Here is a 20008-nt window from a genome sequence, read left to right on the forward strand (position 1 = left end):
AGCGTGCGGGAGGCGAATTCTAGGCGCTACGCGGCTTTGCGGTCAATTGACCAGTTGCAGGCGCAGCTCCTTGGGCAGCGCGAAGACCATGTCCTCGGGCTCGCCGTCCAGCTCGCCCACGTGCTGGGCGCCCAGCTCGCGCAGGCGCTCGATCACCCCGCGTACCAGCACTTCCGGGGCCGAGGCGCCGGCGGTGATGCCGATGCGCTTGCGACCCTGCACCCAGGCCGGGTTGATCTCGACCGCGCCGTCGATCAGATAGGCCTCGATGCCCTCACGCTCGGCCAGTTCGCGCAGCCGGTTGGAGTTGGAGCTGTTGATCGAGCCGACCACCAGCACCAGGTCGCACTTGGCCGCGAGTTCGCGCACAGCGTCCTGGCGATTCTGGGTGGCGTAGCAGATGTCGTCGTGGCGCGGCCCCTGAATCGCCGGGAACTTGGTCTTGAGCGCCTCGATCACCACGCGCGTGTCATCCACCGACAACGTGGTCTGGGTGGTGTACGCCAGATTCTCGGGCTGGCCCACCACCAGCGCGGCGACATCGTCGGTGTCCTCGACCAGATAGATGTGGCCACTTGAAGCGAGCCCTGAGCCGATTTCGCGCTTCCACTGGCCCATGGTGCCTTCGACTTCCGGGTGGCCTTCATGGCCAACCAGCACGACATCGCGACCGGCGCGGCAATGCCGCGACACTTCCAGGTGGACCTTGGTCACCAGCGGGCAGGTCGCGTCGAACACCTTGAGTGCACGGCGTTCTGCCTCCTCGCGCACGGCCTTGGAGACGCCGTGGGCGCTGAAGATCACCGTGGCGCCGTCCGGCACCTCGTCGAGTTCCTCGACGAAGACCGCGCCGCGGTGCTTGAGGTCGTCGACCACGAAGCGGTTGTGCACGACCTCGTGACGCACGTAGATCGGCGCGCCGAGGGTCTCGATCGCGCGCTTGACGATCTCGATGGCGCGGTCGACACCGGCACAGAAACCGCGGGGGTTGGCGAGCAGTACGTCCATGGCGTGATTTTACTCCCCTGCCCGCTTGTCAGGCTTGCCGTCTGGTTTGCCGCCGAACAGCCCGAACAGGGCGATGCCGACCGCGCCGGCGACGATCGCCGAATCGGCGATGTTGAACGCCGGCCAGTAGTGGTCGCGCCAGTGCCACTGGATGAAATCGACCACATGGCCGTGCAGCAGGCGGTCGATCACGTTGCCGATCGCACCGCCGATCACCAGCGCGAACGGCAGCGCATTCTTCCAGTCGCGACGCGGGGTGCGTGTCAGCCAGTAGCCGAGCAGTCCGGTGATCGCCAGCGCCAGCACCACGAAGAAGTACTTCTGCCAGCCGCCGGCGTCGCTGAGAAAGCTGAACGCCGCACCAGTGTTGTAGGTGCGGTACCAGTTCCAGAAGCCTTCGATCACCGGTATCGCGGTGTACTCGGGCAGCGCCTTCAGCACCCACAGCTTGGTCAGCTGATCGAGCACGATCACCAGGGCCGACAACCCCAGCCACGGCAACGCGTTGGGTCGCACCGCCGCCATCAGAACCACCTCCGGTCTTCGCCAGCGCCTTCGATGTTCTCGACGCAGCGGCCGCACAGGCCCGGATGCGCGGTATCGGTGCCAACGTCGGCGCGGTATTGCCAGCAGCGCACGCACTTGCTCTTGCCGGTCGGCGTCGCCAGCACGGCGATGTCCTTGACGGTGTCGTCGGCGATGATCTCGACGTCGCCGCTGATGAACAGGAACCGCAACTCGTCGGCAAACGGCGCCAGCCAGTTCTGGTCGGCGACGCCGCAGCGCAACGCGAGCTCGGCCTCGAGCGCGGCGCCGATCTCGCCGGCGGCGCGCATCGGCTCCAGCGTCTTGCTGATGTCCTCGCGCAACGCCAGCAGGCGATCGAAATCCTCGGCCGACAGCGGCGCGTCCTCTGGCAGCACGGCCAGTCCGTCGTACCAGGTGGCGAACAGCACATTGTCCTCGTGCTCACCGGGCAGGTAACGCCACATCTCGTCGGCGGTGAAGCTCAGCACCGGCGCGATCCAGCGCACGAACGCCTCGGCGATGCGGTACATCGCACTCTGCGCCGAGCGGCGCCCGCGCGAGTCCTCCGGCATCGTGTACAGGCGGTCCTTGGTCACGTCCAGGTACAGCGAGCCGAGATCGACACTGCAGAAGTTCGACAGCGCCTGCACGATCTCGGCGAAGTCGTAACGCTCGTAGGCGGATGCGATGCGGTCCTGCAGCTGCGCGGCGCGATGCACGATCCAACGGTCGAGCGCGACCATGTCCTCGAGCGGACGCAGGTGCACGACCGGATCGAAGCCGTTGAGATTGGCGAGCAGGAAACGCGCGGTGTTGCGGATGCGACGGTAGACGTCGGCGTTGCGCTTGAGGATGTTGTCGGACACCGAGATTTCGTTGCGGTAATCGGTCGAGGCGATCCACAGGCGCAGCACGTCGGCGCCCATCGCGTTGATGACCTTCTGTGGCTCGACCGTGTTGCCGAGCGACTTGGACATCTTCTTGCCCTGCTCGTCGACAGTGAAACCATGCGTCAGCACCTGCCGGTAAGGCGCCACGCCGTCCATCGCCACTCCGGTCAGCAGCGAGCTGTGGAACCAGCCGCGATGCTGGTCGGAGCCTTCCAGGTACAGGTCGGCCGGCTTGTACAGGCCGTCCTGCGGGCGCTGGGCGAGCACGCACTCATGGCTGACACCGGAGTCGAACCAGACGTCGAGGATGTCGGTGACTTTCTCGTAGCGCGCCGCCTCGTCGCCAAGCAGGTCCTGCGCGGTCATCGCATACCAGGCGTCGGCGCCTTCCCATTCGACCTTGTCGGCGACCTGGCGCATCACCTCGGCCGAGCGCGGGTGCGGTTCACCGGTCTCGCGGTCGTAGAACAGCGCGATCGGCACGCCCCAGTAACGCTGGCGCGAGATCGTCCAGTCCGGACGGCCTTCGATCATGTTGTAGATGCGCGCCTCGCCCCACTCCGGCACCCAGCCGACCTTGCCGATCTGTGCCAACGCGTCGCGGCGCAGGTTGGCCTGTTCCATCGAGATGAACCACTGCGGCGTGGCGCGGAACGCCACCGGCGTCTTGTGGCGCCAGCAATGCGGGTAGCTGTGGGTGAGCTTGCTTGCGGCAAGCAGATGACCGCTGGCGCGCAACACGCCAAGGATGGGCTCGGCGGCTTTCCAGATGTGCAGGCCGGCGAGCGTGACGCCCTCGCCATCGACAGCTTGGGCCGGCGGTGTCGACGGCAGGTACAGGCCGCGGCCGTCGACCGGATTGATCTGCGCCGCGGTGTAGCCATCAAGCAGCCCGTCCTTCAGCGCGACCGCGTAGTCCTCCTGGCCGTGGCCCGGAGCGGTGTGGACCACGCCAGTGCCGTCTTCGGCGGAGACGTGATCGCCAACCAGCACAGGGATGTCGCGCTGTGCGTAGAACGGATGCTGCAACCGCTGGCCGGCCAGATCCGCGCCCTGCGCGTGACCGAGCACCACCACGTCTTCGATGCCGTAGCGTGCCAACGACCCGGTTGCCAGCGCCTCGGCCAGCACGAGCAGGCGACGGCCGCCGTCAGCCGCACGCGGGCCTTCGACCAGCACGTAGTCCAGCTCGGGACCGACCGTCACCGCCAGGCTCGCCGGCAGCGTCCACGGCGTGGTCGTCCAGATCGGCATCGCCACGCGCACGTCGTCGTCGATGGTGGCGCCGAACAGCGCCGCCAGTGCGGCCGGGCGACGCGCGTCGTAGGCGACGTCGATGGCGTCGGACACCTTGTCGGCGTACTCGATCTCGGCCTCCGCCAGCGCCGAGCCGCAGTCAAAGCACCAGTGTACCGGCTTGGCACCGCGCACCAGGTGGCCGCGTTCGACGATCTTCGCCAGCGAACGGATGGTGTCCGCCTCGTAGCGGAAATCCATCGTCCGGTATGGATTTTCCCAGTCACCGAGCACACCCAGGCGCTTGAAGTCGCGGCGCTGCAGGTCGATCTGTTCTGCGGCGTATTCGCGGCACTTCTGCCGGAACGCGGCCGCATCGAGCTTGTCGCCGACCTTGCCGTACTTCTTCTCGACCTGGTGCTCGATCGGCAGACCGTGGCAGTCCCAACCCGGCACATAGGGCGCATCGAAGCCGGCCAGCAGCTTCGACTTCACCACGATGTCCTTGAGCACCTTGTTGACAGCGTGGCCGATATGGATCGCGCCGTTGGCGTACGGCGGACCGTCGTGCAGCACGAAGCGGCGCTCGCGGTTGCCGACCTTTTCGCGGATGCGCTGGTACAGCTCCTCGCCCTCCCAGCGCGCCAGCGTCTCCGGCTCGCGCTTGGGCAGGTCGCCGCGCATCGGGAACTCCGTCGCGGGCAGGTGCAAGGTGGTTTTGTACTGGTTCTGATCGTTATTGGTCACAGCGGGCGCTCAGGCGAAAGCTCTTGGTCGGTCTTGCGAAAGGATGGCGCGCGCCTGCTCGGCATCGCGGTGCATCTGCGCGGTCAACGCCGGCAGATCGGAAAATTTCAGCTCGTCGCGCAGCTTCGCGACGAACTCGACCTCGATGCGGCGACCGTACAGATCGCCGTCGAAATCGAACAGATGGGCTTCGAGCAAGGGCTCGACGCCGGCCACGGTCGGCCGGGTACCCAGGCTCGACACCGACGACCACGGCTTCGCGTCGACGCCGTGCACCCATGTGGCGTAGATGCCCGACAGCGCCGGTGTCTTGCCGGCGAAGCGCAGGTTGGCGGTCGGGAAACCGAGCGTACGGCCGAGCCGCTGGCCGCGCACGACCCGTCCGCCGATCGCGTACGGGCGCCCCAGCCAGCGTGCAGCCGCAGCGAAATCGCCCTGCTGCAAGGCCTCGCGGATGCGCGTGCTGGACACGCGCTCGCCGTCGAGCAGCACCGGCTCGATCTCGCCGGCAACACAGCCGGACTCGCTGCCGATGCGATGCAGCAAAGCCAGGTCGCCGCTGCGGCCCTTGCCGAAACGGAACTCCGGCCCAACCCAGACCTCGCGCGCGGCCAGGTGCCGGATCAGCACGCTGCGCACGAATTCCTCCGCGCTCACGCCGCTGAGACGGGCGTTGAAACGCAGCAACCCGACCTGATCGACTCCGAGCGCGAACAGCCCTTCGGCCTTGGCCCGTGGCAGCAACAACCGCGGCGGCGGCGACGCTGGCGCGAAGAACTCGCGCGGCAGCGGCTCGAAGCTCAGCGCGACGGCTGGCAGGCCCAAACTGTGCGCACGCGAAACGGTGTGGCGCACCAACGCCCGATGCCCCAGGTGCAGGCCATCGAAGGCGCCGATGCAGACCACACTGCCGTGCGGGCACCGCGGCCCGCCCTCGACGTCTCGAAACAGCCTGCTCATTCCTTGGAAGTATAGCCGCGGCGCGCCGTCTCAATGCCCACGCAGATCGCGCGGACGGATCCCCTGCAGCCACAGCATGGCGCCATAGGCAGCCGCACCTGCGCCGACGACCACCGCCAGCTTCCATGCACGCTCCCACCACGGCCACACGGTCCAGTCCTGCCAACACCACAGCAACGCGATCAGCACGGCGGTCATCGCCAGGCTGGCCACGGCGATCTGGCGCAGCAGGCGGCGCCAGCCCGGCTGAACCTCGTACACGGCGGCACGGCGCAGGTACCACCACAACTGCAGGGCATTGACCCAACCGGCCACGGCGATCGCCAAGGCCAGGCAGGCATGCGCACCCGGGATGCGGCCGAGAGCCTGCAACGGATGACCGCCGGCGCTGGCCAATGCGGCCCGGCCGATCTCGGTCAGCCACAGCAGGCCGGCCAGCAGCGCGATCGTCAGCATCACGTTGACGATCACCGACACCACGGCGGCCTTGACCGGCGTGCGGGTGTCCTGGCGCGAATAGAACGCCGGCGCCAACACCTTCACCAGCAGGAACGCCGGCACCGCGACCGACTGCGCCATCAGGCTCAGCTGCGCCATGCGGGTGTCGGCGGCGGTGAAATTGCCGTACTGGAACAAGGTCGCGATCAGCGCCTGCGCGCAGAAGACCAGGCCCAGGCAGGCCGGCACGCCGATCAGCAGGCACAACCGGAAGCCCCAATCCAGCCCCTTCGAGTAACCCTGCCGATCGGTCACGGCATGGCGCCCAGCCAGGTGCGGCAGGATCACCGTGCCGATGGCAACGCCGAACATGCCCAGCGGAAATTCAAGCAGGCGATCGGTCAGATACAACCAGGTCACGCTGCCGACGATCAGGTACGAAGCAATGCCGGTGTTGATCAGCAGGTTGACCTGCGCCACGGACGAGCCGAACAGGGTCGGAACCATCAGTTTCATGATCTTGCGCACGCCCGCATGCGCCCTGCCCCAACGCGGCCGCGGCAACAGCCCCAGCTTCGCCAGCGACGGCAGCTGGAATGCCAGCTGCAGCACGCCCGCGACGAACACGCCCCAGGCCAGCGCCAGCACCGGCTCATAGCCCCAATCGCGCATCAGCGGCGCCAGGCACAGGGCCGCGGCGATCATCGACAGGTTCAGCAGCACCGGCGACAGGGCGGGCACCGCGAAACGCTGATAACTGTTGAGGATTCCGCCCGCCATCGACGCCAGCGAGATGAACAGCGCGTACGGGAAGGTGATGCGCAGCATCTCCTCGGCCAGCTTGCCCTGCGCGCTGCCTGGCTCGAAGCCGGGCGCGAACAGCGGCATGATCCAGGACGCACCGATTACCACCATCGCGGTCAGCACCACCAGGGCCGCCGTCAAAGTGCCGGCAACGCGGTCGACCAGCTCCTTGACCGCAGCCTGGTCGTGCTTGGCCTTGTACTCGGCCAGCACCGGCACGAACGCCATCGAGAACGAGCCCTCGGCCGACAGCCGGCGCATGAAGTTCGGTATCCGGAAGGCGACCAGGAACGCATCCAGCATCGGGCTGGCGCCGAACGTCCACGCGTAGACCTGGTCACGGATCAGCCCGGAGACACGCGAGATGAAGGTCATCGCGCTGAAAATGCTGGTGGAGCGCAGCAAACCGGCCTTGCTCATCGCCCGCCCCCTGCCCGGTTGACGCAAGCCACTGAAACGGCCATACTTTTGGGTCTGATTTTCCGCAATCCCATTTTTCTCTTACCAGTTTCCAGGAATTCGCCGTGGCAAACATCAAGTCCGCCAAGAAGCGCGCCAAGCAGGCAGTCGTGCGCAACGCCCGTAACGCCAGCCAGCGTTCGATGCTGCGCACCTCTGTGAAGAAGGTGCTCAAGGCCCTGGGCGAGAACGACGCCGCCGGCGCCGAAACCGCCTTCGCTGTCGCTCAGCCGATCCTCGACCGCTTCAGCGCGCGCGGCCTGATCCACAAGAACAAGGCCGCCCGCCACAAGAGCCGTCTGATCGCGCGCATCAAGGCACTGAAGACCGCCTAAGCGCTCGCTCGATACGCAGAACCAAAACCCGGCCTCGGCCGGGTTTTTGTTCTGGTCGAAATTCGCCCCGGCCTTGGCCGGGTTTTTGTTTTGGCCAAGGCCGCGACCGACATCGGCCGCCGCAACAGCCGGCATGGCGCTGGCGGGCGCGCCAGCAGCCATGTCCGCGCTTCCTGTTGCCGCCCGCGCCCTTGGCTCAGGGCGCATGGCCACCGGCCGCGTTCGCGGCTTCCAGCGCGTCTTCACGCTGGCGATCGAAGAACGCCATCACGTCGAGCATGATCGGCCAGGTGCCTTCGCGGCCAATCGCCGAGACCAGGTACCAGCGGTCCTTCCAGCCCAACTCGTCGATGATCGCCTGCGCCGCGGCCTGCTGCTCTTCTTCCAGCAGCAGGTCGGCCTTGTTGAGCACCAGCCAGCGCGGCTTGGCCAGCAGCTCGGGGTCGTGCTTTTCCAGTTCGCGCTCGATCGCGCGCACCTGCTCGGCCGGATTCACGCCTTCGACCCCACCTGATCCGCTGTCGAATGGCATGGGAGCGATGTCGACCAGATGCAGCAGCAACTGCGTGCGCTGCAGGTGGCGCAGGAACTGCGCGCCCAGCCCGGCGCCGTCGGCCGCGCCCTCGATCAGGCCGGGAATGTCGGCGATGACGAAGCTGCGGCCCGGCTCGACGCTGACCACGCCCAGGTTCGGATACAAGGTGGTGAACGGATAGTCGGCCACCTTCGGCGTCGCCGCGGAGACCGCGCGGATCAGCGTGCTCTTGCCGGCGTTCGGGAAACCGAGCAGGCCGACGTCGGCGAGCAGCTTCAGCTCCATCCGCAGCACGCGCTCTTCGCCCGGCAAGCCTGGCAGGGCCTTGCGTGGCGTGCGGTTGATCGAACTCTTGAAGTGCATGTTGCCCAGGCCGCCCTTGCCCCCCTTGGCCACCAGCAGGCGGTCGCCGTGGGTGGTGAGGTCGCCGATCACCTCGTCGGTCTCGACGTTGGTGACCACGGTGCCGACCGGCACGGCGATGACCAGGTCATCGCCACCCTTGCCGTACATCTGCCGGCCCATGCCGTTCTCGCCGCGCTTGGCGCGGAACTGCTTCTGATGGCGGAAGTCGACCAGGGTGTTGAGGTTCTCGTCGGCCACCAGCCAGACGCTGCCGCCCTCACCACCGTCGCCGCCATCGGGGCCGCCGAGCGGAATGAACTTTTCGCGGCGAAAACCGATGCAGCCGTTGCCGCCGTTGCCTGCGATGACTTGGATTTCGGCTTCGTCGACGAGTTTCATGGGGTTCTCAGCAGAACGTTCCAGCAGAACGATCAATAGTGTTTCACAAACGAAAAGCCCCGCCGAAGCGGGGCCCCTCGCGGATGGTGCGTCGCCAGCTCAAGCCGCGGCTTGAACCGGCAGGCAATTACCCGGCGACGACGCTGACCGTGCGGCGCTTCTTCGGACCCTTGGTCGCGAACTCGACCTTGCCGTCGACCAGCGCGAACAAGGTGTGGTCGCGGCCCAGACCGACGCCGGCACCCGGATGGAACTGGGTGCCGCGCTGGCGGACGATGATGTTGCCGGCCTCGATGGCCTGGCCGCCGTACATCTTCACGCCGAGGTATTTCGGGTTGGAGTCGCGGCCGTTGCGGGTGGAACCTACGCCCTTTTTATGTGCCATGGCGGCTTCTCCTGATTAGCCGGCGATGCCGGTGATTTCGATTTCGGTGTAATGCTGACGGTGGCCCATCTGCTTGCGATGGTGCTTGCGGCGGCGGAACTTCACGATGCGCACCTTGTCGGCACGGCCGTGGCCGATCACCTTGGCAGTGACGCTGGCGCCCTTGAGGGCATCGCCAAGCTTCACGCCTTCGCCATCGCCCAGCATCAGGACGTTGTCGAGCTTGATCTCGCTGCCGGCTTCGACATCGAGCAGTTCAACGCGCAGGGTTTCGCCCTGCATCACGCGGTATTGCTTACCGCCGGTGACTACAACTGCGTACATGACCAGATTCCTCTGTAGTTATTTTGGTCGCTGCCGCGCCCTGGCGGGCGGACAGAAGCGGAATTGTAGGGGTTTCAGCGGCTTACAGCAACTCCACCCATCCACACGAAAGCAGCCGGACGGGCTGTCTCCGGCGGGCCTGGCCTGCCACGGCCTTAACGCGGCGCGTGCTGTACTCGCCTCGCCCGCGGCCTGGGCTGCGGCCAACTCCATTCAGGAAGGAGTATTGCCATGTTCAACCGGATTCTGGAACAGGTGGCGGGCCGGTTCGGCCTGAGTCAGGAGCAGGCACGACCGCTGCTGGGGGCGCTGGTGGCCCTGATCTTCAACCCCAAGCGCGGCGGGCCCAGTGGCTTCATCCAGGCCTTCCGCGACCGCGGCCTGGGTGACGTGGTCAGCTCCTGGCTCGGCCATGGCACCAACCAGCCGATCAGCGCCGCCCAACTCGAAAGCGTGCTCGGCACCGACACCCTGGCCGGGATCGGCGCCAAGCTGGGCCTGCCGACGGCGACGGTCGGCAACGCGGCAGCGGCCATGCTCCCGGATGCGGTCGATGAGCTCAGCGAGCACGGCGACCTGCCGACCAGCGTCAGCGGCTGGCCCGAGAAGCTGCAGCACTGGTTCGGTGGGCTCGGCACGGGCATGGACGAATTCGGCCAATGGGGGGCCGCGGCCATGACCGGGGCCGGTGCCGCAGTGACCGGTGCGCGCGCAGCGGATCCCCCGCGACCGCCGGTTGATGCCCCGGCCAGAGCCGGCCTGAGCCGCTGGCTGCCCTGGCTGCTGATCGCGGCGGCGATCATCGCCGCGTTCGTGCTGTCGCGCGGCTGCAAGCGCGAAGCCACCGCACCGGTCGCCGACACCGCGCCCGTGACCGCCCCGGCGCCGGCGGCAACGCCCGCCGCGCAGTTCGACTCGCGCCTGGTGCTGACCCGCACCGGCGACAAGGTCACCTACGACGGCGTGGTCGACAGCGAGGCCACCCGCAGTGCGATCACCGACGCCCTGACCAAGGCGTTCGGGCCCGGCAATGCCAGCGGCCAGCTCAGTATCGACCCGAATGCGCGTACGCCGGGCTGGCTGGCGGCCCTCGCCGGCTTCCTGCCGCAATTCACCGCCAACGGCGCCACGCTCACCTTCGAAGGCAACCGCGTCGACCTCAGCGGCAACCTCGCCGACGCCGACCGGATCGGGCTGCTCGGCAAACTGAAGGCGGCGTTCGGTGGCTTCAGCTTCGGCGGCCTGTTCGAGAGTGCCGCCCAGAGCGTGGGCGCGGTGGCGGAGAGGACCTCGGATGCAGCCGCGCAGGCGTTCGACAAGCTGGCCCCGGGCAAGTTCAGCGCCGACGACCTGGTCAAGGCACTGAACCTGATGGTGATCCACTTCGAGACCGGCAGCGCGCGGATTTCGTCCAAGAGTGACGACATCCTCAAGAAGGCCGCCGATGCGATCAAGGCCGCGCCAGCGGGCACCCGGATCGAAGTGGGCGGCCACACCGACAACACCGGCAATGCCGCCGCCAACACGACGCTGTCGCAGCAGCGCGCCGATGCGGTGAGCCAGCGCCTGGGCGAGCACGGTGTCGACACGGCTGGACTGAGCAGCAAGGGCTACGGCCAGGACAAGCCGGTGGCTGACAACGGCACCGACGCCGGACGCGCCAGCAACCGCCGCATCGAGTTCACCGTACTGAAGTAACCACGCATGCCATGCGACCCATGCAACGGGGACGCAACGCGTCCCCGTTCTTGTTGCGATGGCCACAAGATGCGAAAGATTCCACAGCACCAGTCTTTCGAATCAATGCGGCACGACGCCCGGATCAGGCCGTTTTCATCCACTCTTCACGCCACTGAAATCATCGCCACTTGCGCGGGGAGAATGGTTCGACTAGGTTCCAAATCGTGAGCGACTACAGGGGGTCGCTCCTTACGAAATCCCGGCACTGACTCGTGTGCGCACAGCTCTGCGCAAGGAGGCCGTCGCTGCGGTTTTTCACCCAGGGAGTCCCTGATTAGATGCAACTGGAAGGATCCAGTCTGTCCCTGCTTCGCCGCGGCAAAGTCCGCGGCTCGCTGCCGCCGACGCGTGCCGAATCCCGGCGCGGCCCGACACCCGCTCCTTCGCATCTGCACGCCCCTGCGGGCGTGCATCGGCTCGCCTGCACCCAATCCATGAAACCTGCGCGGCATCGCATCGTCCGGGACGGACGTGGTGCGATCGGCGCCCACCGAAGTCACGCGGGACGGCACCTTGCCGTCACCGCGGACCCGTACCCGACGTCAGGCAGGGGGAGACGCCGGGAGTCTTGAGCAGCTCACAACAAAGGATGTTGTCATGAACCGCAAAGCACGCTCACTGAAATGGACTGCACTCGCCATGGCCACGGCGATCGTCATCGCGCCGGCCGCCTACTCCGGCGGCAAGGTGCCGACCGTCAAGAACAAGGTAACCAGCCTCTCCCCGCAGGCCGCCAAGGCCGCTGTCCCCGCGCAACACGACCGCTTCATCATCACCTACAAGGGCGAGGCCAAGCGCCTCGGCGCGGCCGCCAACCAGCAACAGCTGGCCAGCGCCGCCAAGTCGCTGGGCGTTGGCATCATGCCGCTGCGCACGCTGGCCACGGGCGGTGCGCTGATCCGCACCGAGCGCAAGCTCGACAGCGTCGCCAGCAAGCAGCTCATGATCGAACTGATGAAGGACCCGAACGTGCTCACGGTCGAACCCGACCGCCTGCGCAAGCCGCTACTGGTGCCGAACGACCCGCTGTACGCGCAGCAGTGGCATTACAAGAACGGCCCCGGCGGCATCAACGCCGAACCGGCCTGGGACCTCAGCACCGGTGACGGCGTGGTGGTCGCGGTGCTCGACACCGGCAGCACGCCGCACGCCGAACTGGTCGGCAGCTACGTGGCTGGCTACGACTTCATCATCGACACGGAAGTCAGTGTCGACGGCGACGGACGCGACGCCGACCCGAACGACCCGGGCGACTGGCACGACGGCGAGTGCAGCATCTTCGGCATCCCCGATGACAGCAGCTGGCACGGCACCCACGTCGCCGGCACGGTCGCGGCGGCCACCAACAACGGCGTCGGCGTCGCCGGCGTCGCATTCGGCGCCAAGGTGCAGCCGGTGCGCGTGCTCGGCAAGTGCGGCGGCTACGAGTCCGACATCATCGACGCGGTGACCTGGGCCTCCGGTGGCAGCGTCGCCGGCGTACCCGACAACGCCACCCCGGCCGAAGTCATCAACCTCAGCCTCGGCGGCGGCGGCGCGTGCAGCGTGGCCGAACAGGCGGCTTATACCGCGGCAAAGGGACGCGGCACCACGATCGTGGTCTCGGCCGGCAATTCGTCGGCGGATGCGGCCGGTTACTCGCCGGCCAGCTGCAACGACGTGATTACCGTGTCGGCAGTCGGTCCGACCGGCGCACTGGCCGGCTTCTCCAACTTCGGCGCCGTGGTCGATGTCGCCGCCCCGGGTGGCTCGGGCTCGGCCCCGGCCGCGGACAACATCCTGTCGACCCTCAACCTGGGCCTGCAGGGCCAGGAAGGCGACGGCTACGCCTGGTACGCCGGCACCTCGATGTCGGCCCCGCACGTGGCCGGCGTGGTCGCGCTGATGCAGTCCGCGGCGGCAACGCCGAAGACGCCGGCCGAGATCGAGAAGATCCTCGAGAACACCGCCTACGCCTCCGGTGGTTTCGCGACCGGCTGCAGCTACGACAAGCCCTGCGGCGCCGGCATCATCGACGCCCGCTACGCGGTGGCCGTGGCCTCCGGTGCCGAACCACTGCCGGCCGACCCGCCGCCGCCGCCGCCGCCGCCGCCGGCGATCGAGCTGGCCAACGGCGTGACCGTCACCGGCATCGAAGTGCTGGCCGGCGGTACCGTCCGTTACCAGTTGGAAGTCCCCAACGGCGCCTCCAACCTGCTGTTCGCCATGTACGGCGGCACCGGCGATGCGGACATCTACGTCAAGTACGGTTCGGCACCGACCAACACCTCGTACGACTGCCGTCCATTCAGCGGCGGCAACAGCGAGAACTGCTTCTTCCCGGCCCCGCAGGGCGGCACCTGGTACGTCAACGTCAAGGGTTTCAGCAACTCGACTGGCGTGTCGCTGTTCCCGAGCTTCGTCGATGCCAACTGGCCGCGCGCGGTCGAGGCGGAAGCGACGGCGCTGACCAACCACCGCACCCGCACCACCCTGTCGTGGACCCACGGCAAGCGCAACATCGACATCTACCGCAATGGCGCGATCCTCAAGACCGTGCGCAACAACGGCGTCGCCACCGACACGTTCCGCATCATCGGCAGCGGCACCATGAGCTACAAGCTGTGCAACAACGGGACGCAGGAATGCGCCAACCCGGTCGAGATCGAGTACTCCTCCAGCCGCTGAGCACCACACGGCGGATTCAGAGGGCCCGTTGCATCGGGCCCTCTCTTTTCGCGTCAGCCAGGCCATAGCCATCGGCCTGACGATGCGATTTCCCGGTCGAACCCGATGTCGAACCTCTGGAGTCCCAATGACCCAACACTTGTTCCACGACCCGCTACGCCGTTCCACCACGAATCCGAAGCCGGCGATCGTGGCGCTGCTGGCGATCGGCCTCACGCTCACCCTGGCGGCCTGCAACCGCGAGTCGTCCACGGCCGGCACCGCGAGCAGCCCTGAAACCGCCAGCACCACCGCAGCGGTGGCGCAGTACGAAGCCCGCCTCAACCTGGTCAACAACAACGGCAAGGTCCGCTACGACGGCACGGTCGACAGCGCGGCCAGCAAGAACGCCATCGTCGAGGCGCTGGACAAGGCCTACGGCGCCGGCAATGCGTCGGGCGCGCTGGCGGTCGACAAAGGCGCTCGATCGGCGCCGTGGCTGGGCAAGCTGCCCAAGTTCGCCGCCGCGTTCACCATGCCCGGTGCGGCCGTGGCCTTCGAAGGCCAGGCCATCGAACTCAGCGGCTACGCGTCCCCGACCGACCGCGCGGCGCTGCTCGGCAAGGCGCAGGCGCTGTTCCCGGGCTACCGCTACAGCGGCCTGTTCGAGGGGGTCGGCAACAATGCCGCCAACCCGGCCAGCAGTGACGCCGCGCAGGCCCTGACCCGCCTCAAACCCGGCGCCTCGGCGGCGGAACTGATGCAAGCACTGAACCAGACCCCGATCCAGTTCGAGGACGGCAGCGCCAAGGTCACCGCCGGCAGCCTCGACCTGCTCAGCAAAGCCGCCCAGGCCATCCAGGCCGCCTCGGCTGGGGCTCGCCTGGAAATCACCGGCCCGGCCGGGAGCACGGGCGTGGCCGCGGACGATCTGGCCTTGTCCAAGCAGCGCGCCGAGGCGATCAAGGTGCAGCTGATCGTCAACGGCGTCAGCCCAGCCGTGATCGAGACCCAGGGCCAGCCCGGCACCGGCCAGGCCGGCGCCAGCTTCAAGCTGCTCAAGTAGGCCGCCCGCAAGGCCCGCAACACGGGGGTGCAAGCCCCCGGTGTTGTTGCGGCCACAGCTCGACTCGGGCACATCACTACTGCTCGGCCGCCGCCGCGGCAGTCGGCCGGGGCTTCCTTTTTTCGGATTTGCCCCCATCTTCGCCAATCGATACGCTCACCTGTTCGTCGTCGCGTTGCGCGAGGACGGCCCTCCCCCAGACAGGCACCCGATGGCGCTGGACTACATCCGCATCCGCGGCGCGCGGACGCACAACCTCAAGAACATCGATCTCGACCTGCCGCGCGACAAGCTGATCGTGATCACCGGCCTGTCCGGCTCGGGCAAGTCGTCGTTGGCGTTCGACACGATCTACGCCGAAGGCCAGCGCCGCTACGTCGAGTCGTTGTCGGCCTACGCGCGGCAATTCCTCAGCGTGATGGAGAAGCCCGACGTCGACCACATCGAAGGGCTGTCGCCGGCGATCGCGATCGAGCAGAAAGCGACCTCGCACAACCCGCGCTCGACCGTCGGCACCATCACCGAGATCTACGACTACCTGCGCCTGCTGTACGCGCGCGTCGGCTCGCCACGCTGCCCGGATCACCATTACCCGCTGGAAGCACAGACCGTCAGCCAGATGGTCGACGCGGCGCTCGCGTTGGACCATGAGCAGCGCTACATGCTGCTGGCGCCGGTGATCCGCGAGCGCAAGGGCGAGCACGCCCAGGTGTTCGAGCAGTTGCGCGCGCAGGGCTACGTGCGCGTGCGCGTCGACGGCGTACTGCACGAGATCGATGCGGTGCCGCCGCTGGCGCTGCGCGTCAAGCACACGATCGAGGCGGTGATCGACCGCTTCAAGCCGCGCGAGGACATCAAGCAGCGCCTGGCCGAATCGTTCGAGACTGCCCTCAAGCTCGGCGACGGAATGGCCCAGGTGATGTCGCTCGACAACACGTCCGATAAAGGCAGCGACGCGCCGCCGCTGCTGTTTTCGTCCAAGTACAGCTGCCCGGTCTGCGACTACTCGCTGCCGGAGCTGGAACCACGCCTGTTCTCGTTCAACTCGCCGGTCGGCGCCTGCCCGACCTGCGACGGCCTCGGCGTGGCGCAGTTCTTCGACCCGTCGCGCGTGGTCGTGCATCCGGAGCTGTCGCTGTCGGCCGGCGCGGTGCGCGGCTGGGACCGTCGCAACGCCTATTACTTCCAGCTGATCCAGTCGCTGGCCAAGCACTACAGGTTCGACGTCGATGCGCCGTGGCAGTCGCTCAGCGCGGACGTGCGCAACGCCGTGCTGTTCGGCAGCGGCGAGGAACTGATCAGCTTCACCTACCTCACCGAAAGCGGCAGCCGCAGCCAGCGCAAGCACCGCTTCGAGGGTATCGTGCCCAACCTGGAACGGCGCTACCGCGAAACCGAATCGGCCGCGGTGCGCGAGGAACTGGCCAAGTACATCAGCGAACGTGCCTGCACCGAGTGCGGCGGCGCGCGCCTCAACCGCGCCGCGCGCAACGTGTTCGTCGCCGAGCGGCCACTACCCGAGATCGTGGTGCTGCCGGTCGACGAGGCGCTGAACTTCTTCAAGGGCCTCAACCTGCCCGGCTGGCGCGGCGAGATCGCGATCAAGATCGTCAAGGAGATCGGCGACCGGCTGCGCTTCCTGGTCGATGTCGGCCTCGACTACCTCACGCTCGAGCGCAAGGCCGATTCCCTGTCCGGCGGCGAGGCCCAGCGCATCCGTCTGGCCTCGCAGATCGGTGCCGGCCTGGTCGGCGTGATGTACGTGCTCGACGAGCCGTCGATCGGCCTGCACCAGCGCGACAACGAGCGCCTGCTCGGCACCCTCACCCGCCTGCGCGACCTCGGCAACACGGTGATCGTGGTCGAGCACGACGAGGACGCGATCCGCCTGGCCGACTACGTCGTCGACATCGGCCCCGGGGCCGGCGTGCACGGCGGCGAGGTGATCGCACAAGGCCAGTTGGCCGATTTGCTGAAGGCGCCGCGCTCGCTGACCGGCCAGTACCTCAGCGGCAAGAAGCGCATCGAGATTCCAAGCAAGCGCCACAAGCCCGATCCGAAGACCACGTTCCACCTGCACGGCGCCAGCGGCAACAACCTCAAGAACGTCGACCTGGCCGTGCCGAGCGGCCTGTTCACCGCAGTCACCGGCGTGTCCGGCTCGGGCAAGTCGACGCTGATCAACGACACCTTGTACGCGATCGCTGCCAACGAACTCAACGGCGCCTCGCACACGCCGGCACCGTACAAGTCGCACGAGAACATCGAGCTGTGGGACAAGGTGGTCGATATCGACCAGTCACCGATCGGGCGCACGCCGCGCTCGAACCCGGCCACCTACACCGGCCTGTTCACACCACTGCGCGAGCTGTTCGCGCAGGTGCCGGAAGCGCGCGCACGTGGTTATTCACCGGGCCGCTTCAGCTTCAACGTACGCGGCGGCCGCTGCGAGGCCTGCCAGGGCGACGGCCTGATCAAGGTCGAGATGCACTTCCTGCCGGACGTGTACGTGCCCTGCGACGTCTGTGGCGGCAAGCGCTACAACCGCGAGACGCTGGAGATCCTCTACAAGGGCTACAACATCAACGACGTGCTCGAGATGACCGTCGAGGATGCGCTGAACCTGTTCGAGGCGATCCCGTCGATTTCGCGCAAGCTGGAAACGCTGGTCGACGTCGGCCTGAGCTACATCAAGCTCGGCCAGTCGGCGACCACGCTGTCCGGCGGCGAAGCCCAGCGCGTGAAATTGTCGAAGGAGCTTTCGCGCCGTGACACGGGACGCACGCTGTACATCCTCGACGAGCCGACCACCGGCCTGCATTTCCACGACATCGAGCACCTGCTCGCCGTGTTGCACCGCCTGCGCGACGACGGCAACACCGTGGTCGTGATCGAGCACAACCTCGACGTGATCAAGACCGCCGACTGGGTCATCGACCTGGGCCCGGAAGGCGGCCACCGCGGCGGCAGCATCCTCGCCACTGGCACGCCCGAGCACATCGCCGCATTGCCGCATTCGCACACCGGCCGCTTCCTCGCCCCGCTGCTGGGTGTGACGCAGGCCGAGCCCAGCCGGAAACCGAGCCGGAAGAAATCCGCCGCATGAGCACCCCAAGCCCGATGCAGTAACTCAGGAATGCGGCTTGCCTCTGGGAACAGGGTGCTCCGCAAGGGACGTTGTGCTCTGGCTGATCTTGCGGCGGGTGAAAAACACTCGCCCAGCAGACGGGTTCTAACTCAGCGAAGCCACGATCTGCCTGCATGGCAGTAGTTCGTTCTAGCTGGAAACGTGACCCGCACAGCCCTGCACCTAGAGCCACTCCCACAGAAACCACGCCTGCGCGGTTTCGCCGGGTGCCAGCCGATTGGGCGCGAGATTGAAGGCATCGGGCGGCCCGGTTTGCGGCTCGATGCAGGTGGCGTGCGCCGGCTGGTCGTAAACGACCCAGTGCGTGCAGTCCGACGTCAAGCGCAACCGCTGGTCGCCGTGATGCACCCGTACCGGCGCATGATTGATGAAGCAGTCGTCCCACGGACCCGGCGGCGGCGGCGCGAGCGGCAGGGTCGCGATGCCCTCCGCATCACGCGGGTAAAGCGCGGTCGGCGCGAACTCAACCAAGTCAGGTTTGCACCACCACGGGTGCCAACCGAGGGTGGCCGGCATCGCCCGATCAACGGCAGTCACCGACAGCGTCATGTGCAGTCGATCGGGGGCGACGTCGATACGCTGGCGGGCGAAGCCGCCGAAGGGCCAGCTCTGATCCTTCGGCAATGCCAGCGACAGCTCGACGTGCTGCGGCGATTGCGCGTCCACCTGCCATGGCAGCGCGAGGCCGACGCCGTGAATGGCGTGACCGCCGAGGTTGGTCGGCAGGTGGTGGTGCTCGCCGTCGAATGCGAATTCGCCGCGACGCACACGTCCGGCCCACGGCACCATCGGGTACGAACCCCAGGCGATCATCGCCGGGTTGTCCGCACTGTAGCCGACCAACTGCTCCACCCCGTCGATGCGGACCTGCGCGATACGGCCGCCGGCCTGTGGTGCGATGTCGACCGACACCGAACCCTGCGCCAGGGTGATCAGCGGCCCCGGCGCCAACTGCGTCATCGCCGCATCAGGCGCCATAGGGATCGATCGTGCGGATGCGCCCGTCCGCTTCATGGTGAAGCGGTGCCACCTTGATCGAGCGCAAGTGCGTCACGCCGCCCGACAGAATCGAGTCGTGATAGAACAGGTACCACTGGCCCTGGAACTCGACGATGCTGTGGTGCGTGGTCCAGCCCACCACCGGCGTGAGGATGCGGCCGCCGTAGGTGAACGGTCCGTACGGGCTGTCGCCGACTGCATAGCACAGCAAGTGCGTGTTGCCGGTGGAATACGAGAAGTAATACTTGTCGCCGAACTTGTGCAGCCACGACGCTTCGAAGAAGCGACGGTCGTGGTCACCGGCGTGCAGCGGTTGTCCGTTCTCGTCGAGGATCAGCACCTCGCGCGGCGCTTCGGCGAATTCCTTCATGTCCGGGGCCAGGCGCGCGATGCGCGGCCCCAGTGCACGCTCGCCGCCAGCCGGTTCCTCGAAGGATGCGCCGTAGGCATTGTCGCGGTACTTCTGCAACTGACCGCCCCACAGGCCACCGAAGTACATGTACGACACACCGTCCTCGTCGGTGAAAACCGCCGGGTCTATGGAGTAACTGCCCTGCACCGCCTCCGGCTCCGGGATGAATGGCCCTTCCGGACAATCGCTCACCGCAACGCCGATCTGGAAGATGCCGTCGGCGCGCTTGGCTGGAAAGTACAAGTAGTACTTGCCGTCCTTGGTCGCCGCATCCGGCGCCCACATCTGCCGCTGCGCCCAGGTCACGTCCTTCACGTGCAGCGCCACGCCGCAGTCCACGGCCTCACCGTCGGGCGAGTCCATGCGCAGGACGTGGTAGTCCTCCATGCCGAAATGATCGCCGTCGTCGTTCTCCGGGATGCCGGCGTCGAAATCATGGGAGGGGTAGATGTAAATCCGACCCTCGAACACGTGCGCCGACGGATCGGCCGTATAGATATGCGTGACCAGCGGCTGCGAGATGGCCTTGGTGGCCAGCGTTTGCAGATTGTTGGATTCGGATGTGTCGGACATGAAGGTCTCCGCGAGCTTCTTTGGAGCGCTG

14 protein-coding genes and 1 pseudogene are annotated in these 20008 nt (G+C 67.1%); 5 read left to right on the forward strand and 10 right to left on the reverse strand.

From position 1 onward, the window contains the following. Positions 1 to 42 precede the first annotated feature (42 nt). The 5 genes from ispH to murJ all read right to left on the reverse strand — a co-directional run bounded on the left by ispH (position 43) and on the right by murJ (position 7031). Positions 43 to 1008 (reverse strand): 4-hydroxy-3-methylbut-2-enyl diphosphate reductase, encoded by a 966-nt coding sequence (gene ispH, locus ACFOLC_RS02395; RefSeq protein ID WP_386757166.1) that lies wholly within the window; start codon positions 1006 to 1008, stop codon positions 43 to 45. A gap of 9 nt (positions 1009 to 1017) precedes the next feature. Continuing rightward, complete coding sequence (gene lspA / locus ACFOLC_RS02400) at positions 1018 to 1533, reverse strand: signal peptidase II (RefSeq protein ID WP_386757168.1); 516 nt, start codon at positions 1531 to 1533, stop codon at positions 1018 to 1020. Further along, positions 1533 to 4346, reverse strand: a complete 2814-nt coding sequence (gene ileS / locus ACFOLC_RS02405) for an isoleucine--tRNA ligase (RefSeq protein WP_386757941.1) — start codon at positions 4344 to 4346, stop codon at positions 1533 to 1535. The genes lspA and ileS overlap by 1 nt, the downstream gene beginning before the upstream one ends. Before the next feature lie 72 nt (positions 4347 to 4418). Next, the gene (locus ACFOLC_RS02410; RefSeq protein ID WP_386757169.1) at positions 4419 to 5369 is read right to left on the reverse strand and encodes a bifunctional riboflavin kinase/FAD synthetase; all 951 of its coding nucleotides are present in this window, start codon (positions 5367 to 5369) and stop codon (positions 4419 to 4421) included. Positions 5370 to 5399: 30 nt separating this feature from the next. Continuing rightward, entirely contained in the window at positions 5400 to 7031 is a 1632-nt protein-coding gene (gene murJ, locus ACFOLC_RS02415; protein ID WP_386757170.1) for a murein biosynthesis integral membrane protein MurJ, read from the reverse strand. 104 nt (positions 7032 to 7135) lie between these two features. On the opposite strand from murJ, the gene rpsT reads away from it, so the two are divergent. Continuing rightward, positions 7136 to 7405: a 30S ribosomal protein S20 gene (gene rpsT / locus ACFOLC_RS02420; protein WP_386757172.1), complete on the forward strand. Its 270-nt coding sequence runs from the start codon at positions 7136 to 7138 to the stop codon at positions 7403 to 7405. Between the two features lie 196 nt (positions 7406 to 7601). Here rpsT and obgE read toward each other — a convergent pair whose 3' ends face one another. The 3 genes from obgE to rplU form a co-directional block, all read right to left on the reverse strand. Beyond that, on the reverse strand, positions 7602 to 8684 hold the full coding sequence (gene obgE, locus ACFOLC_RS02425; protein WP_386757174.1) for a GTPase ObgE: 1083 nt from the start codon (positions 8682 to 8684) through the stop codon (positions 7602 to 7604). 127 nt (positions 8685 to 8811) lie between these two features. Beyond that, positions 8812 to 9069 (reverse strand): 50S ribosomal protein L27, encoded by a 258-nt coding sequence (gene rpmA / locus ACFOLC_RS02430; RefSeq protein WP_386757176.1) that lies wholly within the window; start codon positions 9067 to 9069, stop codon positions 8812 to 8814. Between the two features lie 15 nt (positions 9070 to 9084). Further along, positions 9085 to 9393: a 50S ribosomal protein L21 gene (gene rplU / locus ACFOLC_RS02435; RefSeq protein ID WP_386757177.1), complete on the reverse strand. Its 309-nt coding sequence runs from the start codon at positions 9391 to 9393 to the stop codon at positions 9085 to 9087. Positions 9394 to 9624: 231 nt separating this feature from the next. Between rplU and ACFOLC_RS02440 the strand changes: the two genes are divergently transcribed. The 4 genes and pseudogenes from ACFOLC_RS02440 to uvrA form a co-directional block, all read left to right on the forward strand. Then, complete coding sequence (locus tag ACFOLC_RS02440; protein ID WP_386757179.1) at positions 9625 to 11091, forward strand: OmpA family protein; 1467 nt, start codon at positions 9625 to 9627, stop codon at positions 11089 to 11091. A 639-nt stretch (positions 11092 to 11730) separates the two neighbouring features. Beyond that, positions 11731 to 13800 carry a S8 family peptidase gene (locus ACFOLC_RS02445; RefSeq protein ID WP_386757181.1) on the forward strand — a complete coding sequence of 690 codons (2070 nt, stop codon included), beginning with the start codon at positions 11731 to 11733 and terminating at the stop codon, positions 13798 to 13800. A gap of 127 nt (positions 13801 to 13927) precedes the next feature. Then, entirely contained in the window at positions 13928 to 14845 is a 918-nt protein-coding gene (locus ACFOLC_RS02450; protein ID WP_386757182.1) for an OmpA family protein, read from the forward strand. 211 nt (positions 14846 to 15056) lie between these two features. After that, a pseudogene (uvrA, locus tag ACFOLC_RS02455) lies at positions 15057 to 17921 on the forward strand (excinuclease ABC subunit UvrA); the annotation flags it as partial. Positions 17922 to 18155: 234 nt separating this feature from the next. Here uvrA and ACFOLC_RS02460 read toward each other — a convergent pair. After that, positions 18156 to 18971, reverse strand: a complete 816-nt coding sequence (locus ACFOLC_RS02460) for an aldose 1-epimerase (protein ID WP_386757184.1) — start codon at positions 18969 to 18971, stop codon at positions 18156 to 18158. Continuing rightward, positions 18961 to 19977: a glycoside hydrolase family 43 protein gene (locus tag ACFOLC_RS02465; RefSeq protein ID WP_386757186.1), complete on the reverse strand. Its 1017-nt coding sequence runs from the start codon at positions 19975 to 19977 to the stop codon at positions 18961 to 18963. Before ACFOLC_RS02465 ends, ACFOLC_RS02460 begins: the two co-directional genes overlap by 11 nt. Positions 19978 to 20008: the final 31 nt, after the last annotated feature.

Source organism: Lysobacter cavernae (assembly GCF_042648505.1).
In the GTDB taxonomy this organism is placed as follows: Bacteria; Pseudomonadota; Gammaproteobacteria; order Xanthomonadales; family Xanthomonadaceae; genus Lysobacter_L; species Lysobacter_L cavernae.